The sequence below is a fragment of the Ramlibacter sp. WS9 genome (assembly GCF_003797765.1).
Lineage (GTDB): Bacteria > Pseudomonadota > Gammaproteobacteria > Burkholderiales > Burkholderiaceae_C > Ramlibacter.
In genome coordinates this window covers 183442-201000 of record NZ_RKMB01000007.1, presented here as the reverse complement: position 1 = coordinate 201000, position 17559 = coordinate 183442, and the positions used below count along the sequence as shown (strand labels likewise).

Annotated in this window: 16 protein-coding genes; 8 read left to right on the top strand and 8 right to left on the bottom strand. The window is 64.7% G+C overall.

Annotated elements, in window-relative coordinates; all coding sequences use genetic code 11:
* Positions 1-13 precede the first annotated feature (13 nt).
* The gene (locus EEB15_RS13555; RefSeq protein ID WP_141510391.1) at positions 14-1021 is read left to right on the top strand and encodes a LacI family DNA-binding transcriptional regulator; all 1008 of its coding nucleotides are present in this window, start codon (positions 14-16) and stop codon (positions 1019-1021) included.
* A 24-nt stretch (positions 1022-1045) separates the two neighbouring features.
* On the top strand, positions 1046-2632 hold the full coding sequence (gene garD / locus EEB15_RS13550; RefSeq protein ID WP_141510390.1) for a galactarate dehydratase: 1587 nt from the start codon (positions 1046-1048) through the stop codon (positions 2630-2632).
* Between the two features lie 13 nt (positions 2633-2645).
* Here garD and glxR read toward each other — a convergent pair whose 3' ends face one another.
* From glxR to gcl, 3 genes are read right to left on the bottom strand one after another with little or no spacing between them, the layout of a single operon-like run.
* Positions 2646-3545 carry a 2-hydroxy-3-oxopropionate reductase gene (gene glxR, locus EEB15_RS13545; RefSeq protein ID WP_199236526.1) on the bottom strand — a complete coding sequence of 300 codons (900 nt, stop codon included), beginning with the start codon at positions 3543-3545 and terminating at the stop codon, positions 2646-2648.
* Positions 3542-4363 carry a hydroxypyruvate isomerase gene (gene hyi / locus EEB15_RS13540; protein WP_141510389.1) on the bottom strand — a complete coding sequence of 274 codons (822 nt, stop codon included), beginning with the start codon at positions 4361-4363 and terminating at the stop codon, positions 3542-3544. The genes glxR and hyi overlap by 4 nt, the downstream gene beginning before the upstream one ends.
* 14 nt (positions 4364-4377) lie before the next feature.
* Positions 4378-6162 carry a glyoxylate carboligase gene (gene gcl / locus EEB15_RS13535; RefSeq protein ID WP_141510388.1) on the bottom strand — a complete coding sequence of 595 codons (1785 nt, stop codon included), beginning with the start codon at positions 6160-6162 and terminating at the stop codon, positions 4378-4380.
* A 155-nt stretch (positions 6163-6317) separates the two neighbouring features.
* On the opposite strand from gcl, the gene EEB15_RS13530 reads away from it, so the two are divergent.
* Positions 6318-7232, top strand: coding sequence for a LysR family transcriptional regulator (locus tag EEB15_RS13530; protein WP_141510387.1), 915 nt, complete (start codon positions 6318-6320; stop codon positions 7230-7232).
* Positions 7233-7572: 340 nt separating this feature from the next.
* Here EEB15_RS13530 and EEB15_RS13525 read toward each other — a convergent pair whose 3' ends face one another.
* Genes EEB15_RS13525 through EEB15_RS13510 form a run of 4 tightly spaced genes read right to left on the bottom strand, consistent with a single transcriptional unit; the run spans position 7573 to position 12237 of the window.
* A complete protein-coding gene (locus EEB15_RS13525; protein ID WP_141510386.1) occupies positions 7573-8796 on the bottom strand; it encodes an ArgE/DapE family deacylase in 1224 nt (407 codons plus the stop codon).
* Positions 8793-10607 carry a 2-oxo-4-hydroxy-4-carboxy-5-ureidoimidazoline decarboxylase gene (gene uraD, locus EEB15_RS13520; RefSeq protein ID WP_141510385.1) on the bottom strand — a complete coding sequence of 605 codons (1815 nt, stop codon included), beginning with the start codon at positions 10605-10607 and terminating at the stop codon, positions 8793-8795. The genes EEB15_RS13525 and uraD overlap by 4 nt, the downstream gene beginning before the upstream one ends.
* Before the next feature lie 2 nt (positions 10608-10609).
* Positions 10610-11557 carry an allantoinase PuuE gene (gene puuE, locus EEB15_RS13515; protein ID WP_141510384.1) on the bottom strand — a complete coding sequence of 316 codons (948 nt, stop codon included), beginning with the start codon at positions 11555-11557 and terminating at the stop codon, positions 10610-10612.
* Positions 11558-11568: 11 nt separating this feature from the next.
* A complete protein-coding gene (locus tag EEB15_RS13510) occupies positions 11569-12237 on the bottom strand; it encodes a GntR family transcriptional regulator (protein WP_141510383.1) in 669 nt (222 codons plus the stop codon).
* A gap of 67 nt (positions 12238-12304) precedes the next feature.
* Between EEB15_RS13510 and uraH the strand changes: the two genes are divergently transcribed.
* Positions 12305-12658 (top strand): hydroxyisourate hydrolase, encoded by a 354-nt coding sequence (uraH, locus tag EEB15_RS13505; RefSeq protein ID WP_141510382.1) that lies wholly within the window; start codon positions 12305-12307, stop codon positions 12656-12658.
* 2 nt (positions 12659-12660) lie between these two features.
* On the opposite strand, the gene EEB15_RS13500 is transcribed toward uraH, so the two are convergent.
* On the bottom strand, positions 12661-13188 hold the full coding sequence (locus EEB15_RS13500) for a hypothetical protein (protein ID WP_141510381.1): 528 nt from the start codon (positions 13186-13188) through the stop codon (positions 12661-12663).
* A gap of 140 nt (positions 13189-13328) precedes the next feature.
* On the opposite strand from EEB15_RS13500, the gene xdhC reads away from it, so the two are divergent.
* From xdhC to EEB15_RS13480, 4 genes are all read left to right on the top strand, one after another.
* The gene (gene xdhC, locus EEB15_RS13495; RefSeq protein ID WP_141510380.1) at positions 13329-14132 is read left to right on the top strand and encodes a xanthine dehydrogenase accessory protein XdhC; all 804 of its coding nucleotides are present in this window, start codon (positions 13329-13331) and stop codon (positions 14130-14132) included.
* A 143-nt stretch (positions 14133-14275) separates the two neighbouring features.
* Positions 14276-15481 carry a urate hydroxylase PuuD gene (locus EEB15_RS13490; protein ID WP_141510379.1) on the top strand — a complete coding sequence of 402 codons (1206 nt, stop codon included), beginning with the start codon at positions 14276-14278 and terminating at the stop codon, positions 15479-15481.
* A gap of 53 nt (positions 15482-15534) precedes the next feature.
* A complete protein-coding gene (locus tag EEB15_RS13485) occupies positions 15535-16860 on the top strand; it encodes a nitrilase-related carbon-nitrogen hydrolase (RefSeq protein ID WP_141510378.1) in 1326 nt (441 codons plus the stop codon).
* Between the two features lie 85 nt (positions 16861-16945).
* Positions 16946-17548 carry a hypothetical protein gene (locus EEB15_RS13480; RefSeq protein WP_141510377.1) on the top strand — a complete coding sequence of 201 codons (603 nt, stop codon included), beginning with the start codon at positions 16946-16948 and terminating at the stop codon, positions 17546-17548.
* Positions 17549-17559: the final 11 nt, after the last annotated feature.

The window sequence follows — 17559 nt, the reverse complement described above, 5'->3', positions numbered from 1 at the left end:
TGTGCAAATCCAGATGTCATCGCCTCTACCGCTGAAGAACGCCACCCTCCATGACGTGGCACGCGAAGCCGGTGTTTCGCTGATCACCGCCTCGCGTGCATTGAGCAATCCCGCGCTGGTGTCGGACAAGACCATAGCGCGCGTCCAGAACGCCGTGGCCGCGACAGGCTACATCCCCAATTTGTTGGCGGGTGGCCTGAAGTCCCGCCGCAGCCTGACGGTGGCCGGCCTGGTGCCGACGATTTCGGTCCCGCAATTCCTGCCGACGGTGAGGGCCCTGACGGAAACACTCGATGCGGCCGGCTACCAACTCATCCTGGGCCAAAGCGGCTACGACCATTCACGCGAGGAGAAGCTGCTCAACACCATGCTCAGCCGACGGCCCGACGGCATCGTCGTCACCGGGCTCGTCCACTCGCCGGCGGCGCGCGAACAGCTGCGCAGGCAGGGGATCCCGGTGGTCGAGACCTGGGACCTGAGCGACCGGCCGGTGGACATGATGGTGGGCATCTCGCATGTGAAGGTCGGCGGCGCGATCGCCGGGTTCTTCCTGGGCCGCGGCTGGCAGCGGATGGGGGTGGCCACAGGCGACGACCATCGCGCGATGATGCGCTATGAGGGTTTCGTCGCCACGCTGGGGCGCGACGTGCCCACCGCCTTCGTCCCCGCGCCCACCAGCCTGGAGCGCGGGCGGCGCGCGCTGGGCGAGTTGCTGGAAAAAGATCCGCACATCGAAGCCATCTACTGCAGCTCGGACGGTTTCGCCCACGGCGTGATGATCGAAGCGCGCGCGCGCGGCCTGCGCATACCGCAGGACCTGGTGGTCTGCGGCTTCGGCGACGCGGACTTCTCGGCCCACATCGACCCGTCGCTCACCACGGCCCATGTCAATGGCGCCGAAATCGGCCGGCTCGCGGCGCAAATGATCATCGACCGCTGCCAGGGCCGGCCGATCGCGCAATCGCACGTCGACGTGGGCTTTCGCATCATCGAGCGGCAGTCCACCGCCGTCGCAGCCTGAACCTGCACCACCCCCAAGATTCCCATGGCCACCGAAAAGCAACCCCCTCTCTACATCACCATGCACGAAGCCGACAACGTCGCCATCGTCGCCAACAACGGCGGGCTTCCCGCCGGCACCGTCTTCCCTTCGGGCCTCACGCTGCGCGAGCAGGTGCCGCAAGGGCACAAGGTGGCGCTCACCGACCTGGCCGAAGGTGGCGTCGTTCGCCGCTACAACGTGCCGATCGGCTACGCGCTGAAGGACATCCCGGCCGGCAGCTGGGTGCACGAGCGCCTGCTGAAGATGCCCGACGCCCGGGAACTCGACAACTTGCCGATCGCCACAGTGCGGCGCGAAGCCATGCCCCCTCTGGAAGGCTACACGTTCGAAGGCTTTCGCAACCCCGATGGTTCGGTGGGCACGCGCAACATCCTGGCGATCACGCAGACCGTGCAATGCGTGGCCGGTGTCACCGACTTCGCGGTGCAGCGGATCAAGGCGGAGCTGCTGCCCAGATTCCCCAACGTCGACGATGTCGTGGCGCTGGAGCACAGCTACGGCTGCGGCGTGGCGATCGACGCACCCGACGCCGTCGTGCCCATCCGCACACTGCGCAACATCAGCCTGAACCCCAACTTCGGCGGCGAGGTGATGCTGGTCAGCCTGGGCTGCGAAAAGCTGCAGCCCGAGCGCCTGATGCCGCCCGGGACGATTCCCCTGGTGGACGAGCGCAACGTGGCTGATGTCGGCACGAGCGCGGAAGCGAAGCTCGACGTGGTGTGCCTGCAGGACGACGCACACGTCGGTTTCATGTCGATGGTCGAGTCCATCATGCGGCAGGCCGAGATGCACCTGGAGCGCCTGAACGCGCGCACGCGCGAGACCGTACCCGCCAGCGAACTGGTGGTCGGCGTGCAGTGCGGTGGCAGCGACGCATTCTCCGGCGTCACCGCCAACCCGGCCGTGGGCTTCTGCACCGACCTGCTGGTGCGTGCCGGGGCCAGCGTGATGTTCTCGGAGACGACGGAGGTGCGCGACGGCATCGATCAACTCACTTCGCGCGCGACCACGCCGGAAGTGGCGCAGGCCATGATCCGCGAGATGGCGTGGTACGACGCCTACCTGAAGCGCGGCAGCGTCGATCGCAGCGCCAACACGACGCCCGGCAACAAGAAGGGCGGCCTGTCGAACATCGTCGAAAAGGCAATGGGCTCCATCGTCAAGTCGGGCTCGTCTCCGATCTCAGGCGTGCTCGCGCCCGGCGAAAAACTCCGCCAGAAGGGCCTGACCTATGCCGCCACGCCGGCGAGCGATTTCATCTGCGGCACGCTGCAACTCGCGGCGGGCATGAACCTGCACGTCTTCACCACGGGCCGTGGCACGCCCTACGGCCTGGCCGAAGTGCCCGTGATCAAGGTCGCCACGCGCAGCGACCTGGCGCGGCGCTGGCACGACCTGATGGACGTGAATGCGGGCACCATCGCCGATGGCACGGCCACCATCGAAGAGGTGGGCTGGGAGCTGTTCCGCCTGATGCTCGATGTGGCCAGCGGCCGCAAGAAGACCTGGGCCGAACAGTGGAAGCTGCACAACTCGCTCGTGCTGTTCAACCCGGCGCCGGTGACTTGAATCAGTCGGCACATCAGTCCGGTGCGACCTTGTGTTGCGCCATATTTTCCAGGGCTTGCACCAGCGCCGAGTGATCGGCCTGGCCCAGGCCGAGCGCCACGCACGATTGCATCAGTTGCGCCGCGCCCGCTGTTTGCGGCAAGGCGACGCCTAGCGCGCGGGCGCCTTGCAGCGCGAGGTTCAAGTCCTTCTGGTGGAGCGCGATCCGGAAGCCTGGCGCAAAAGTGCGCTTGACCATGCGATCGCCATGCACTTCCAGGATGCGCGACGCGGCAAACCCGCCCATCAGCGCCTGTCGCACGCGCGCCGGGTCGGCACCGGCCTTGGATGCGAACACCAGCGCTTCACCCACAGCCGCAATGTTCAGCGCCACGATGATCTGGTTGGCCACCTTGCACACCTGGCCGTCGCCCGCCGCGCCCACCAGCGTGATGTTCTTGCCCATCAGCTCGAACAGCGGCTTGATGCGCTCGAACGCCGCTTCCTCGCCGCCGACCATGATGGTGAGGCTGGCGGCCTTGGCGCCGACTTCGCCACCCGAGACCGGGGCATCGAGATAGTCGCAGCCCAGCGCAGCGATCTGCTTGGCGAAACCGCGCGTGGCGATCGGGTCGATCGAGCTCATGTCGACGACGGTTTTGCCGCGGGCCAGGCCCGACGCGACACCGTATTCGCTGAACAGCACCTTCTCGACGTCCGGCGTGTCGGGCACCATGATGAAGATGATGTCGGCGCGTTCGGCCACGCCGCGCGCATTCGTGCAGATCGTCACGCCGCCGTCGGCGAGTTCTTCGGGCACATTGCCCACGGTGTTGACGAAGAGCGCATGGCCCGCCTTGAGCAGGTGGCCCGCCATCGGCGCGCCCATGATGCCCAGGCCGATGAAGCCGAGTTTGAGTCCTGATTTGATCATGCGAGTTCCTTGTGTTGCTCCCTCTCCCTCTGGGAGAGGGCTGGGGTGAGGGCTTGCATCCAGCCCAATCCTGCGGTGGTCGTCGTCTTCGGCTTGTACTCACACCCGATCGTGCCGGCGTAGCCCAGCGCATCGATGTGCTTGAACAGCCAGGCGTAGTTGATCTCGCCCGTGCCCGGCTCGTTGCGGCCGGGGTTGTCGGCCAGCTGGATGTGGCCGATGCGGTCCAGGTGCTTGCCGATGGTGGCGCCCAGCTCGCCTTCCACGCGCTGCGCGTGGTAGATGTCGTACTGCAGGAAGAGGCTGTCGGAGCCGACCTCGTCGATGACCGCCAGCGCCTGGTCGGTGCGGGTGAGGAAGAAGCCGGGAATATCGAACGGGTTGATCGGCTCGATCAGGAGACGGATGCCGTTTTCCTTCAGCTTGTCGGCGGCGTAGCGCAGGTTGCCGACGAAGGTGACGTGGGCATGCTCGCGCTCCACACCGGCGGGCATCTTGCCGGCCAGGCAGTTGACCTGCGGGCATTTCAGCGCGATGGCGTACTCGATCGCGCGGGCGACGCCTTCGCGGAACTCGGCGACGCGGTCCGGGTGGCAGGCGATGCCGCGCTCGCCGGCGTCCCAGTTGCCGGCGGGCAGGTTGTGCAGCACCTGGCGCAGGCCGTGGACGGTCAAGGCGGCGGCCAGGTCTTCCTTCGCGAAGGGGTAGGGAAACAGGTATTCGACCGAGTCGAAGCCCGCCGCGCGCGCGGCGGCAAAGCGTTCCATGAACGGCAGCTCGGTGAAGAGCATGGTGAGGTTGGCGGCGAATTGGGGCATGTGACTTCTCCCGGTCAGTCCAGCATCGACAGAACGGCCGTCGGCGCGTCGTCGCGGCTTTCAGCCAGCGGTTCGAACTCGTTGATGTTGTTGATCTCGGTGCCCATCGCGATGTTGGTCACGCGCTCCAGGATCACCTCGATCACCACCGGCACCTGGAATTCCTTCATCCAGGCTTCGGCTTGCTCGATGGCCGGGCGGATCTCTTCCTGCTTGTGCACGCGGATCGCTTTGCAGCCCAGGCCCTCGACCACCTTGACGTGGTCCACGCCATACGCGCGCTCGGGGCTGCCGTCTTCGGGCATGTTGATGTTGTCGAAGCCCAGCTGCACGCAGTAGTCCATCTCGAAGCCGCGCTGCGACTGGCGGATGAGGCCGAGGTACGAGTTGTTGACCACCATGTGGATGTACGGCAGCTTGAATTGCGCGCCCACGGCCAACTCTTCGATCATGAACTGGAAGTCGTAGTCGCCAGACAGCGCGACGATCTTGCGCGTCGGGTCGGCCGCGCGCACACCCAGTGCCGCCGGCACCGTCCAGCCGAGCGGGCCGGCCTGGCCGCAGTTGATCCAGTGGCGCGGCTTGTACACGTGCAGGAACTGTGCGCCCGCGATTTGCGACAGGCCGATCGTGCTGATGTAGGTCGTGTCTTCATCGAACGCGCGGTTCATGCACTGGTACACGCGCTGCGGCTTCATCGGCACGGCATCGAAGTTGGTCTTGCGCTGCATGGTGTGCTTGCGCTCGACGCACTCGGCCACCCAGGTGTCGCGCTTCTTCAGTGCCGCCTTGCGCTCGCGCGCTACTTCGATGAAGAGCTCGAGCGCTTTCTTCGCGTCCGAGACGATGCCGAAATCAGGCGCGAACACACGGCCGATCTGCGTGGGCTCGATGTCCACGTGCACGAACTTGCGCCCTTTGGTGTAGACCTCGACCGAGCCGGTGTGGCGGTTCGCCCAGCGGTTGCCGATGCCCAGCACGAAGTCGGAAGCCAGCATCGTGGCATTGCCGTAGCGGTGGCTGGTCTGCAGGCCGCACATGCCGGCCATCAGCTTGTGGTTGTCTGGGATGGTGCCCCAGCCCATGAGCGTCGGGATCACCGGCACGCCGGTGAGTTCGGCGAATTCCACCAGCAGGTCGCTCGCATCGGCGTTGATGATGCCGCCTCCGGCCACGATCAGCGGGCGCTCGGCTGCCTGCAGCATGTCCAGCGCCTTCTCGATCTGGGCGCGGGTGGCCGCCGGCTTGTACGCGGGCAGGGGCGAGTAGGTGTCGGGATCGAATTCGATCTCGGCCATCTGCACGTCGAACGGCAGGTCGATCAGCACCGGGCCCGGTCGGCCAGAGCGCATGAGGTGGAAGGCCTGCTGGAACGTGCCCGGCACCTGTGCAGGTTCACGCACGGTGACCGACCACTTGGTGACGGGCTTGGAGATGGACTCGATGTCCACCGCCTGGAAGTCTTCCTTGTACAGGCGCGCGCGCGGCGCCTGGCCGGTGATGCACAAGATCGGAATGGAGTCGGCCTGCGCCGAATACAGGCCCGTGATCATGTCGGTGCCGGCCGGGCCGGAGGTGCCGATGCACACGCCGATGTTGCCGGCGGCAGCGCGGGTGTAGCCCTCGGCCATGTGCGACGCGCCTTCGACGTGGCGCGCCAGGATGTGGGCGATCGTGCCTTGCTTGCGCAACGCCGAGTAGAGCGGGTTGATCGCCGCGCCCGGGATGCCGAAGGCCTGGGTGATGCCTTCTTTCTCCATCACCCAGACGGCGGCCTGGGCGGCTGTCATTCTTGCCATGTCGTACTCCTGTTGTCTCGTTACCGGCTGGGGACATGAGCGCATGCTCCCGATTGGGTTCGACTGTATGAACCGGGCTGCCATTGCGGAAGGCGGCGTGCGGCCATAACATTCATTCCATGGCGGAATAACTGCCCCTCACAGGAGACTCGACAGTGGACCGGTTGCAGGCGATGGAAATGTTCGTGCGGGTGGTGGAAACCGGCAGCTTCTCGAAGGCCGCCAAGGAATTCGCGACCACCCAGCCCACGGTGACCAAACAGGTCGCAGCCATCGAAACGCGGCTGAAAGTTCGCCTTCTCAACCGCAATACCCGCGGCGTGAGCCTCACGGAGTCCGGTGCGCTGTATTACGAGAAGTGCAAGAGCATCGTGCGCGAGGCCGAGGAGGCCGAAAACATCGTGCAACTGCGCCAGTCGCAGGCGCAAGGGTTGCTGCGCATCGGCACTTCCGTGGCGTTTGGCCGCCGTGTGGTGCTGCCGCTGGCGCTGGACTTCATGGCCAAGCACCCGCAGGTGCAGGTCGACCTGGGCTTCGAAGACCGCTACAGCGACCTGGTCGCGCAGGGCCTGGACCTGGCCGTACGCATGGGCAAGCTGGCTGACTCCACATTGGGCGCGCGCTTCCTCGGGATGAACCCCTGGGTGATGGCCGCGTCACCCAAGTACCTGAAGAAGCACGGCACGCCCAAGCGCCCCGCTGACTTGAGCGGCCACGACACGCTGATCTACAGCAGCGTGCAGGGCGACGACGTGTGGCGCCTGTTCTCGCCGCGCGGCGAGCCGGTCACGGTGCCTGTCACGGGCAAGTTTCGCTCCAACAATTTGTCGGCGGTGCTTGCTGCCGCACGCAGCGGGCTGGGCATCGCGGCGCTGCCGCACTACGTTGCCGGCGACTCGCTGGCTTCAGGCCACATTGTCGAAGTGCTGCGCGAATACTCGCTGCCCGAGCAGGAGATCCACGCCGTGTTCCCCTCGCCCAAACTGGTGCCGGGCAAGGTGCAGGCTTTTGTGGCGTTCCTTCAGGGGCGCTTCGGCGAGCGCTGGTGGGAGTCGTTGCCGAAGGCCTAGTCTCATCGAAGCGCTGCACAGCGACCTGTGCGGGGCCATGGACGCCGGGTGGCCGATGCAGCGAATGTCCCCCGTCGGCCTACGGCCTTCCTCCTCCTTCATTTCGCCGCATCGGCCACCCGGCATCCATGGGGGACCCAGTTGGCGCGCAACCGTCGAATACCGACAACCTTCCCGGATCGGGGTGGTGGGGCGCTCTGCGTAGCGAAATAAAGGAGGAGGGAGCGGCTTGCCGCGACGGGGGACATTCGCAGCGCAGAGTGCCCCGCCGCCTCGATCGCGCCAACCACTCGAGCGAGCAAACCGTGGATTGCAGGTCAAGCCCGCAGTGACAGACTCTTCAGGACAGCAGATCCCGCAGCGTCCGCGCCACCACCTTCGTCGCCCGGCGCAGGTCTTCCAGATCCAGCCGCTCGTCGGCGCGTTTGGCATGCGACTCGAGCACTGTGCGTGGCCCGGCGCCGTAGATCACGCCGGGAATGCCCGCCTCCGCGTACAACCGCACGTCGGTGTAGAGCGGCGTTCCCATCGCGGGGATCGGCTCGCCGAAGACCTGTTCGCCGTGCTTCTGGATCGCGTCGACCAGCGGCTGGTTGCCGGGCAGGGGGCGCATCGAGTTGGCCAACAGCAGGCGCTTGATATCCACCGTGATGCCGGGTGACAGCGCCGCGCTCTCGGCGATCACGCGGCGAATCGTGGCTTCCACTTCCTGCGGGTTCTCTTCGGGAATCATGCGGCGATCGAGCTTGAACACGACCTTGCCGGGTACGACGTTGGTGTTGGTGCCGCCCTCGATCCGCCCCACGTTCAGGTACGGGTGATTGATGCCCGGCACCTTTGAAGTCACATCCTTGTAGAGCCGGTTCTGCGCGTACAGCGCATTGAGAATTTGCACCGCACCTTGCAGCGCGTCGACGCCGGTGTCCGGGATGGCTGCATGCGCCATCTTGCCGTGCACCGTCACTTCCATCTGCAGGCAGCCGTTGTGGGCAGTCACCACTTCGTAGCTGAAGCCGGCCGCGATCATCAAGTCGGGCTTGGTGAGCTTGTTGCGCAGCAGCCAGCCCGGGCCCATCTCGCCGCCGAACTCCTCGTCGTAGGTGAAGTGCAGTTCAATAGTGCCGTTCAGCTTCGCCTGCAGCGACTCCAGCGCGCGGACAGCGAAGGTGAAGCTCGCGAAGTCACTCTTGCTCACGGCGGTGGCGCGGCCGTAGATCTTGCCGTCTTGAATCTCGCCGCCGTATGGTTCACGGCTCCAGCCTTCACCGGGCGGAACCACGTCGCCGTGCGCGTTCAGCGCAATGGTGCGGCCTTCGCCGTAGCGCCGGCGCACGATCAGGTTGGTGATGGATTGCAGGCCGTAGTCGCGCACCTCGGCTTGCGGCACCGCATGCTTTTCGGCCTCGAAGCCGAAGCCTTGCAGCAGGTCGGCAGTACGCTCCGCGTGCGGCGCGTTGTCGCCGGGCGGGGTGTCGGTGGGAACGCGGACGAGCTCCTGCAGGAAGCGCACTTCCTCATCGAAATGGGCGTCGACCCAGGCGTCGAGTTTGTCGTAGTCGGTCATGTGAGAATTTCTTTGGACAGGTTGTCCAGCAGCAGCTGGAACGCCTCCACGGCGAGTTGCATGTCGTCGCTGGTGCTGGACTCCAGCGGGTTGTGGCTGATGCCCGAGTTCTGGCCGCGCACGAACAGCATGGCCTGCGGCATCACTTCGTGCAGCTTCATCGCGTCGTGGCCGGCGCCGCTGGGCATGCGGTACAGCGGAACGCCCAGTGCATCGACCGCGCGCTCCCAGCGCTGCTGCCAATCCGGCGCGCTGGGGGCGGCCGCGGCGCGCATGGTCTCCTCGACCGTATGGTGCACGCCTCGCCGCTCGCAGATAGCCGCCAGTTCGGCCAACACGTCGTTGACGAGCGCGTCGCGTTGCGCGTTGGTCGGCGCGCGCAGGTCCAGCGTGAACTGGCAGCGGCCGGGCACGACGTTGGTCGAGCCGCCCGGCACATTCCAGATGCCGATGGTGCCGACCGAGTCGCCATCCTTTGAGGCACGCTTTTCGATGTAGAGCGCGAGTTCGGCGACGGCCGACGCGGCGTCGCGGCGGCTGTTCATCGGTGTGGTGCCCGCATGGCTGGCCATGCCGACCACTTCGCAGAGGTAACGGACGCCGCCGTTGATGGATGTGACGATGCCCAGCGGCAGGTCGATCTCATTGAGCACCGGCCCCTGCTCGATGTGCACTTCGACGAAGCCCAGGTAGTCGGCGGGATCGCGCTTCAACGCACCAATGGCCTCCAGCGTTCCTGGCAGGCCGGCGTGCTCCATGGCTTCACGCATGGTGACGCCGTCGGCGTCCTTCTGGTCCAGCCAGGCCGGATTGAATCCGCCGATCAATGCGCCGGAGCCCAGGAAGGTCGCCTTGTAGCGCTGGCCTTCTTCTTCGGCGAAGCCGATAACTTCGAAGTCGAACGGCAGCCGCCGGCCCTGGCGCGACAGTTCGCGCACGCAGGCCATGGGCGTGAAGATGCCCAGTCGCCCGTCGTACTTGCCGCCGTTGCGCACGGTGTCGTAGTGCGAACCCGTCATGAGGGTCTTGGGTTTTGCTCCCTCTCCCTGTCGGAGAGGGCTGGGGTGAGGGCTCGCCTTGTACCGCCCCACAACATTCCCCACCGCATCGATCCCCACGTCATCGAACCCGCAGTCCTTCATGTTGCCGGCAATCCGCAGCGCAGCGGCGCGGTGCGCGTCGGTGAGGTAGGTGACGGTGAGCTGGCCCTTCTCCTTGAACTCCGGATCGCTGAACTCGGCCAGGTGTTCCTGCCAGTCCCACACCATGTTGCCCAGCACGGGCTCCACGCCGAACTTGTCGTTCAGGCGAATCTCCACGATGCGGTGGATGTTGCGCAGGCACTCGGCCAACTCGAAATCGGCCGGGTTGTCCAGGCGGCGCTCGAAGGTGTCGATGATCTCTTTCTTGGTCAACCCCGTGCCGCGCGGCCCGCGCACGGCCAGGATGAACGGAAACCCGAATTTCGCGTTGTAGCCGGCATTGAGCTGCTGGATCTTCGCGAATTCTTCCGGCGTGCAGTCCGTGAGGCCGGCCTTGCTCTGCTCGTTCGTGGATTCCGCCGTGAGCGTCTTGCTCACCATGGCCTTGCCGGCGAGTTCGGGGTGGGCGCGAATCAGCCCGAGCTGCTTGTCGCGGCCGGCCTCCGCCACGATTCTCGCCATGGCGTGCTTGAGATGTGCCGGCGACTTGAAAGGGCGCTGCGCGAGAGCGGCCCGCGCGATCCACGGTGAATGCTCGTACAAGCCATCGAGCAGGAGAGCCGCTTCGTCGGAGGAAGCCGCGTTCAGTTGGGCGAGCGTAGGCGCCATGGTCAGCCTTTGTAGGGGTGCGTGGACTTCCAGTGCCGCGCGATGTCGATGCGCCGGCAAACCCAGACGTGCTCGTGCTTCTGCACGTGGTCCAGGAAGCGCTGCAGCGCGACGATGCGGCCCGGGCGGCCGAGCAGTCGGCAGTGCATGCCGACGCTCATCATCTTGGGTCGGTCTTCTCCGTTGGGGTCGCCTTCCGCATACAGCGCATCGAAGCTGTCGCGCAAGTAGACGAAAAAGTCTTCGGCCTGCGCGAAGCCCTGCGGCAGGGAAAAGCGCATGTCGTTGGTGTCGAGCGAATAGGGCACGATGAGGTGCGGCGCCACGGTGCCGTCGGTCTTCTTGACCTTCATCCAGAACGGCAGGTCGTCGCCGTAGTAGTCGCTGTCGTATTCGAAGCCGCCGTAATCCGCAACCAGCCGGCGGGTGTTGGGGCTGTCGCGGCCGGTGTACCAGCCCAGGGCGCGTTCGCCTGTGAGCTGTTCGATGATCTGCATGCCCAGCCGCATATGTTCGCGCTCAGTCGCCTCATCGATGCTCTGGTAGTGGATCCAGCGCAGTCCGTGGCAGGCGATTTCGTGGCCTGCTTCCTTGAAGGCAGTGGTCAATTCCGGATGGCGTTGCAACGCCATGCTGACGCCGAAGACCGTGAGCGGCAAGCTTCGCCGTTCGAACTCACGCAGAATGCGCCAGGCGCCCGCGCGCGAGCCGTATTCGTAGATGCCTTCCATGCTCAGGTGCCGCGCCGGGTAGCTAGCCGGGTTGAACATCTCCGAGAGGAATTGCTCCGAACCCGCGTCGCCGTGCAGCACTGAGTTTTCGCCGCCTTCTTCGTAGTTCAGCACGAACTGCACAGCCACGCGAGCGTTGCCCGGCCAGCGCGCATGGGGCGGGTTGCGGCCGTAGCCGGCAAGGTCTCGCGGGTAGGGGGCTGTGCTGTCGTATGTCATGGCAGTGCGATTCAAGACAGGGCGGCAGCGACGTCGTGCGTTGGCACTTTGCGGTCGAATGCCAGGCTCTCTTCCACGTGCAGCAGGTGCTCGTGCATCAGCTTCACGGCGCGGGTCTCGTCTTTCGCGGCGATCGCCTTGACGAGCTCGACGTGTTCTTCCTGGGAGTGGCGGGCGGCGCCGGCGCGCTGGTACATCAGCGTGATCAGCGAGCTGCGGGAGACGAGGTCGCGCAGCATCTGCGCCAGCACCTCGTTGCCCATGAGTTCGGCCATCCGCACGTGAAAATCGCCGAGCAGCTCGATGCGGTTGGCCGCGTCGTTGTCGTCGACCGCGGCCTTTTCTTGCGCGATGTGCTCGCGCAGTGCTCGCACTTTGGCGGGCGTCACCTCGCGCACGAAGGCGCGCGTCATTTCGCCCTCCAGCATCCGGCGCACGGCGAAAACCTGGCGAGCTTCTTCGACGGTGGGCGCGGCGACGAAGGCGCCGCGGGCAGGCTCCATCCTGATCAGGCGGTTCTGCGTCAGCTGGAAAAGCGCTTGCCGCACCAGTGTGCGCGACACGCCGAAATGGTCGGCCAGCTTCTGTTCGGCCAGCTTGGTACCGGGCTGAAGCCGGTGCTCCACGATCGCCCGTGTCAGCGACTCGACGATGAAATGAGTGGTGGATGACGACTCCATGGATCGGCATGATAGCCGCAAATCCAAAAAGTGTATACACTATCGTCCACAATATTTGGAGATCGCGATGGGCCTGAGCACGCACGTCCTGGACACCATGCACGGCTGCCCCGCCGCCGGCATGGCGGTGGCGCTTTACACGACGCAAGGCGAGAGCTCGGCCTTGGTCAAGCGCTTCACGCTCAACGAAGACGGGCGCAGCCCGGACGGCCCGCTGTACGACAGTGCGAGCTTGAAGAAGGGGACGTACCGGCTCGTGTTCGATGTGGCCGGCTACTTCAAATCAAAAGGCGTGGCGCTGCCCGAGCCGAGCTTTCTGAACCAGGTGGCGCTGGACTTCGGCGTGGCCCACCCGGAGCAGCATTACCACGTGCCGCTGCTGGTGAGCCCGTGGAGCTATTCGACGTACCGGGGCTCGTGAGCTCAGTCCTGACCTTCGGTCAACGTATCCAGCTGGAAGCGGCCGCTCTTGTGCCACAGCCACGTGTCCGTGTAAACCACCTTGCCCATACGGGCGGGCACGGGGAACGGCGCCGCGGCGCGGACGGTGCGCTCGATCTCGGCAATCACTTCCGGCGCGTGCTTGGGCGCGCGCATCCAGTCGAGCTTGCGCACGGCGCCGCGGCCGTCGACTTCCACCTGCAGCACGCCGATGGCGTACAGCATGGGCGGCAGGCGGCCCTTGTAGATGCGTTCAGAATTCGCGGCGTACAGGTGCGATGCGGCGTCTGCGCGATACGCGCGTGCCGTGGCGGCGCTGGAAGCGCGCGAGCTGGCGTACGAAGGGCTGGTGCTGGGCGCCTGGGCTTCAGCGGGCGCTTTGGAATCGACCGGAGCCTGCGCGGCCGGCTCCTTGAGCGGCACGGACGAGGAGCAGCTTGCAAGAATGGCCGCACCAATGGCGGCCAGGGCGCCCGGCAACGAATAGCGCAGGCGGGGAATATGCTTCATGAACGTCTCCGGGATGGTGCGCTTTTCTCGGGCGCGGTTACAGCTGAGCTCAATTGAACGCGATACTGTTCTTTTGGACGACTGCCGTTACTCATTAGTTTCGCTCTTTTCGATTAGACGCCCTGTTCACCGCGATTTCCATGAATGTTGTCACATCCAGGCTCGTTGACGAAGACGCCGTGTTGGTGTCCGTCGACACCACAAAGGGCTCGGCGCCGCGTGAGGCGGGTGCATGGATGGCCGTCTTCGCCGATGGCGTGGTCGGGACCATCGGCGGCGGCCACCTGGAGTTCCAGGCGATCGATGAAGCGCGGCGGCACTTGGCCGGCGCGTCGGACGATCTTGTGCGCACATATCCATTGGGGCCCAGCCTCGGCCAATGTTGCGGGGGCGTCGTGGACTTGCGCTTCGAGCGTATCGGCGCTGACGACATACCCGCGTTGGAAGAGCGGCTCGCGCCGCACCTGTCACCCCTGGCCCTGTTCGGCGGCGGCCATGTGGGCAAGGCGTTGGCCAACGTGTTGTCGGCACTGCCGTTCGCGGTGTCCTGGATCGACAGCCGCGACGAGATCTTTCCCGAGCAGGTGCCTGCGAACGTCGTGTGCGAGCATTCCGATCCAGTGCACGGCGCGGTGGCCGGCTTGGCGCCGGGTTCGCGCATCCTCATCATGAGTTTCAGCCACGCAGAGGACTTGGACGTCGTGGCGGCCTGCCTTCGCAGGCTGAGGGAGTCGGACGATCTTCCCTACATCGGCCTGATCGGCAGCAAGACCAAGTGGGCGACCTTCCGGCACCGGTTGCAAGACCGAGGATTCAGTGACGCCGAGCTGGCGCGGATCACCTGCCCCATTGGCTTGCCGGGCATCACCGGCAAAGAGCCCGAGGTCATCGCCGTGAGTGTCGCGGCGCAGATCCTGCAATTCGCTCCCCCGGACAAACCCTGATGGGTTGCGCTGGCCCTCCCCGACAAAACTGTATACACTTCGGTGCACAGGCCGCAGCGGAGCCCGGGACCCTTCCCGTTGTTCGCGGCCCCAACTGCTCAGAGCGCCCGCAGTGGTGAGCAGGCTTCCACAGTTCATCCAACATGGAAAGCTATCTCTTCGACTGGGCCAATCTGCTCCTGCGCTGGGTCCACGTCATCACCGCCATCGCGTGGGTCGGCTCCTCGTTCTACTTCGTCTTTCTCGATTCCAGTCTCACGCCGCCTGTCGATGAAGACCTGAAGAAGCAGGGCGTCAGCGGCGAGTTGTGGGCCGTCCACGGCGGCGGCTTCTACCACCCGGTCAAGTTCAACGTCTCGCCGCCCAAGTTGCCCGAACACCTGCACTGGTTCTACTGGGAGAGCTACACCACCTGGATGACGGGCTTCGCCCTCTTCACCGTTTCGTACCTCTGGAGCGCCAGTACCTACCTGATCGACAAGTCGCTGATGGACTGGCAGCCTGCCGCGGCCATCGCCGTGGCGCTGTCGTTCCTCGCGGTGTTCTGGCTGCTGTACGACGCGATATGCCGGTTCTTCGGCCAAAGCAAGAACGGTGACGCGATCGTCGGCGCGCTGGTGCTCGTGCTGGTCTGCGTGGCCTCGTGGCTGGCCTGCCACTGGTTCGCGGGCCGCGCGGCCTTCCTCCTGGTGGGCGCCATGATTGCCACGGCGATGAGCGCCAACGTGTTCTTCTGGATCATCCCCGGGCAGAAGAAGGTGATCGCCTCCATCAAGGCAGGCGAGCCGGTCGACCCGATCCACGGCAAGCGCGGCAAGCAGCGCAGCGTCCACAACACCTACTTCACGCTGCCGGTGATCTTCAGCATGCTGAGCAACCACTACAGCTTCACCTGGAACCATCCGCAGAACTGGCTGGTGCTGATCCTCATGATGTTCGCCGGCGCGGCCATCCGGCAGTTCTTCGTCATGCGCCATGGATGGAAACTGGGGCGCAACCGGCACCCGCTGCCGTATGCCCTGGTGGGCGTCGCCGCGATTGCGGCGGTGATGGTGTGGCTCAAGCCGGCCCCGGCGTCCGCCACAGCGGCAGCGCCGCCGGCAAAAGCCGTGAGCTACGCCGACGTGCACAAGGTGCTCGAGCAGCGCTGCTACATGTGCCATGGCGCACAGGTGCAGATGAAGAACGTGCGCCTGGATTCGCCCGGGGCGCTCAAGCAACATGCGCAATCGGTTTATCAGCAGGCGGTGGTGACCAAGCTCATGCCGATGAACAACAGCACCGGGATCACCGACGCCGAACGCGCGCTGATCGGGCAGTGGTTTCACGGTGGGGCCAAAACACAGTAGGCGTGGCTGTGCAACTCGCATAAACTGCCCGAGATAAATTCTCGGGAGGTGGGGTGGAACGAGTAGCGCAGTTGCTGCAGGCGCATGACTACAGGCAGGCCCTGGTTCGTCTTTGGGTGTTGGGTTCAGTTGGTCCGCGCCTGAATGATTGGGAACAAGCGCGCGGGAACGACGCGGCATTGGCAACTGCGACATCGCAGTTTCTGAGCGATCTGGAGCGGGAAATCGATCCGGCGCTTGATCGAATCCATGCGAGCCCACTGGCCCTGGTTCGAGCGTTGGACGACTATGTTGCGGCGACCGATGCGCGCTACAACAGGGCCTCGCGGGGTGGTCGCGAAGCCTTGGCCCGCCAAGAGAATGGCAACGACTATTGGCTGATGCCAGTGACCCTACAGGCGCGGCGGCTTGCCATGTTGAACAGGCAGGTCGGCAATCTGGGGGCCTGGGTCCGTCGGCACGTCGTGCTACCTGTCAAGACCGCGAATGGTTTGCGCGTCGAACTGAGCTTCAGCCAGTCACGTGTCAACGAAGCCTTGGCCGACTTGTGGGGGAAAGCGCATCCGGAACTCAAGGTGTGGATTGGTCACTTCGAGGACGGAGCGGATGTGAAATGGGCGCACAACGGGATCAAGTGGCGCACTACGCAAGTCGAACCCCAAGACAAGCGGATGGAATCGATTCTTGCGACCCTGTCCGATGCCGACGCTGCCGGCGCGCATGTTGTCGTCTTGCCCGAGTTCACGCTTGATCTTGAGCATCGTCGCATGCTGGTCAAGCGCCTGCGTACAAAGCCGTCGTCTGCGTTGATCTTGTTGGTTGCCGGCAGCTTTCACGAGCCCGCGGGCGACCAGGCGTTCAACACGGCGCCGGTCTACAACGCAAGGGGACGCACTGTACTGACGCATCGGAAACTTCGATTGTTTGGCGATCTGGAGATCGGTGCTGAAGACGTCTCCGTCGGCGACTCCATCCATGTATTGGCCACGCCCGTCGGCTGCATGACTGTGTTGATTTGCAAGGACTTCATGGATTCTCACCCGTCCGTCGAAAGCCTCTTGACCGAAATTCCGGTGGAGTGGGTGCTGGTGCCAAGCTTTGGGGGTGAGAGCACCATTCGCGCCCACAAGGCCAGTGCCAAGGCCTTGGCCCAGGTCAAGACGGGCGCGCATTCGGTGATTGCGCAAACGCTCAACACGGCTGAGCCGCGAAACGGGCCGCCACAGGAGTGCGTGCGTGGTTTTGGGCACGCAGGCGGTCAAAGGGATCCACAACCCCAAGTGGGCGAGCAAGGCGGGGCAGTGACGTTTGGTTTGGCTCCGCAGACGCCCGTAGTGTTGTCAGAAGCCCCTCGGCCAAGCCTGAAACGAGTCAAATAGTTGCACTTGTAAGGGCATTCCTCTTGAAAAATGCAGCTATAAAACGATATAAACTGTCTCGATGTTAGTTTAGATTGGTTTAATCATGGGCTGGTTTGATCGTCACCCTGAAGACTTGGCCGAGCAGTCCGAGCCTGCCGAAGCGCTCGAAGCGCTACGCGGCCTGGACGAATTGACCGCGCCACAATTGGTCGCGCTGGACGTCTATTTGAACCAGTGGGTCATGGTTGTATTGCTGCGGCCCAAGGATCGCGAAGGTGTCTTGGAGGTGCAAGAGCTTTGCGAACTCGCACAAGACCTGACGCCAAATACCACTGAAGCCCAGGCTTTTCGCACTCGCTGGAAAGCCTTTGGCGACCTGCTCGAAGGCAAGCGCCATGCATTGCAGGTCGAAGCCGTCGAGGTGCCCGTCAAACTGCTGCATGAGGATGCCATCCTGGAGCGCGCAAGCGAAGGACCGTGCAAGCAGTCCGAACTGGTAGCTGCATTGAAACTGAGCGCGGGTCGTGTCAGTCAACTACTGGGCACGCTGGAGGCGCAAGGCAAGATCGTGCGACAGCGCAAGGGCAAGGACAGTTGGGTGTCGCTGCCGGCAGCGGAGGCCAGGGGTGCTCGTGCCGCTGAGGCCGCTTCGACCGGTCCAGGCAGTGTCGCCAACACATTCTTCGGCCTGAGAAGAGCCGCATAACCTGCTGCCCC

Excerpts from the sequence above, each read along its gene's own strand:
- EEB15_RS13510 (WP_141510383.1), bottom strand. The coding sequence starts at position 12,237 with ATGGAGTCGTCATCCACCACTCATTTCATCGTCGAGTCGCTGACACGG.
- EEB15_RS13490 (WP_141510379.1), top strand. The coding sequence starts at position 14,276 with ATGGAAAGCTATCTCTTCGACTGGGCCAATCTGCTCCTGCGCTGGGTC.
- glxR (WP_199236526.1), bottom strand. The coding sequence starts at position 3,545 with ATGATCAAATCAGGACTCAAACTCGGCTTCATCGGCCTGGGCATCATG.
- gcl (WP_141510388.1), bottom strand. The coding sequence starts at position 6,162 with ATGGCAAGAATGACAGCCGCCCAGGCCGCCGTCTGGGTGATGGAGAAA.
- EEB15_RS13500 (WP_141510381.1), bottom strand. The coding sequence starts at position 13,188 with ATGAAGCATATTCCCCGCCTGCGCTATTCGTTGCCGGGCGCCCTGGCC.
- uraH (WP_141510382.1), top strand. The coding sequence starts at position 12,305 with ATGGGCCTGAGCACGCACGTCCTGGACACCATGCACGGCTGCCCCGCC.
- uraD (WP_141510385.1), bottom strand. The coding sequence starts at position 10,607 with ATGGCGCCTACGCTCGCCCAACTGAACGCGGCTTCCTCCGACGAAGCG.
- EEB15_RS13480 (WP_141510377.1), top strand. The coding sequence starts at position 16,946 with ATGGGCTGGTTTGATCGTCACCCTGAAGACTTGGCCGAGCAGTCCGAG.
- hyi (WP_141510389.1), bottom strand. The coding sequence starts at position 4,363 with ATGCCCCAATTCGCCGCCAACCTCACCATGCTCTTCACCGAGCTGCCG.
- xdhC (WP_141510380.1), top strand. The coding sequence starts at position 13,329 with ATGAATGTTGTCACATCCAGGCTCGTTGACGAAGACGCCGTGTTGGTG.
- EEB15_RS13525 (WP_141510386.1), bottom strand. The coding sequence starts at position 8,796 with ATGACCGACTACGACAAACTCGACGCCTGGGTCGACGCCCATTTCGAT.
- garD (WP_141510390.1), top strand. The coding sequence starts at position 1,046 with ATGGCCACCGAAAAGCAACCCCCTCTCTACATCACCATGCACGAAGCC.
- puuE (WP_141510384.1), bottom strand. The coding sequence starts at position 11,557 with ATGACATACGACAGCACAGCCCCCTACCCGCGAGACCTTGCCGGCTAC.
- EEB15_RS13555 (WP_141510391.1), top strand. The coding sequence starts at position 14 with ATGTCATCGCCTCTACCGCTGAAGAACGCCACCCTCCATGACGTGGCA.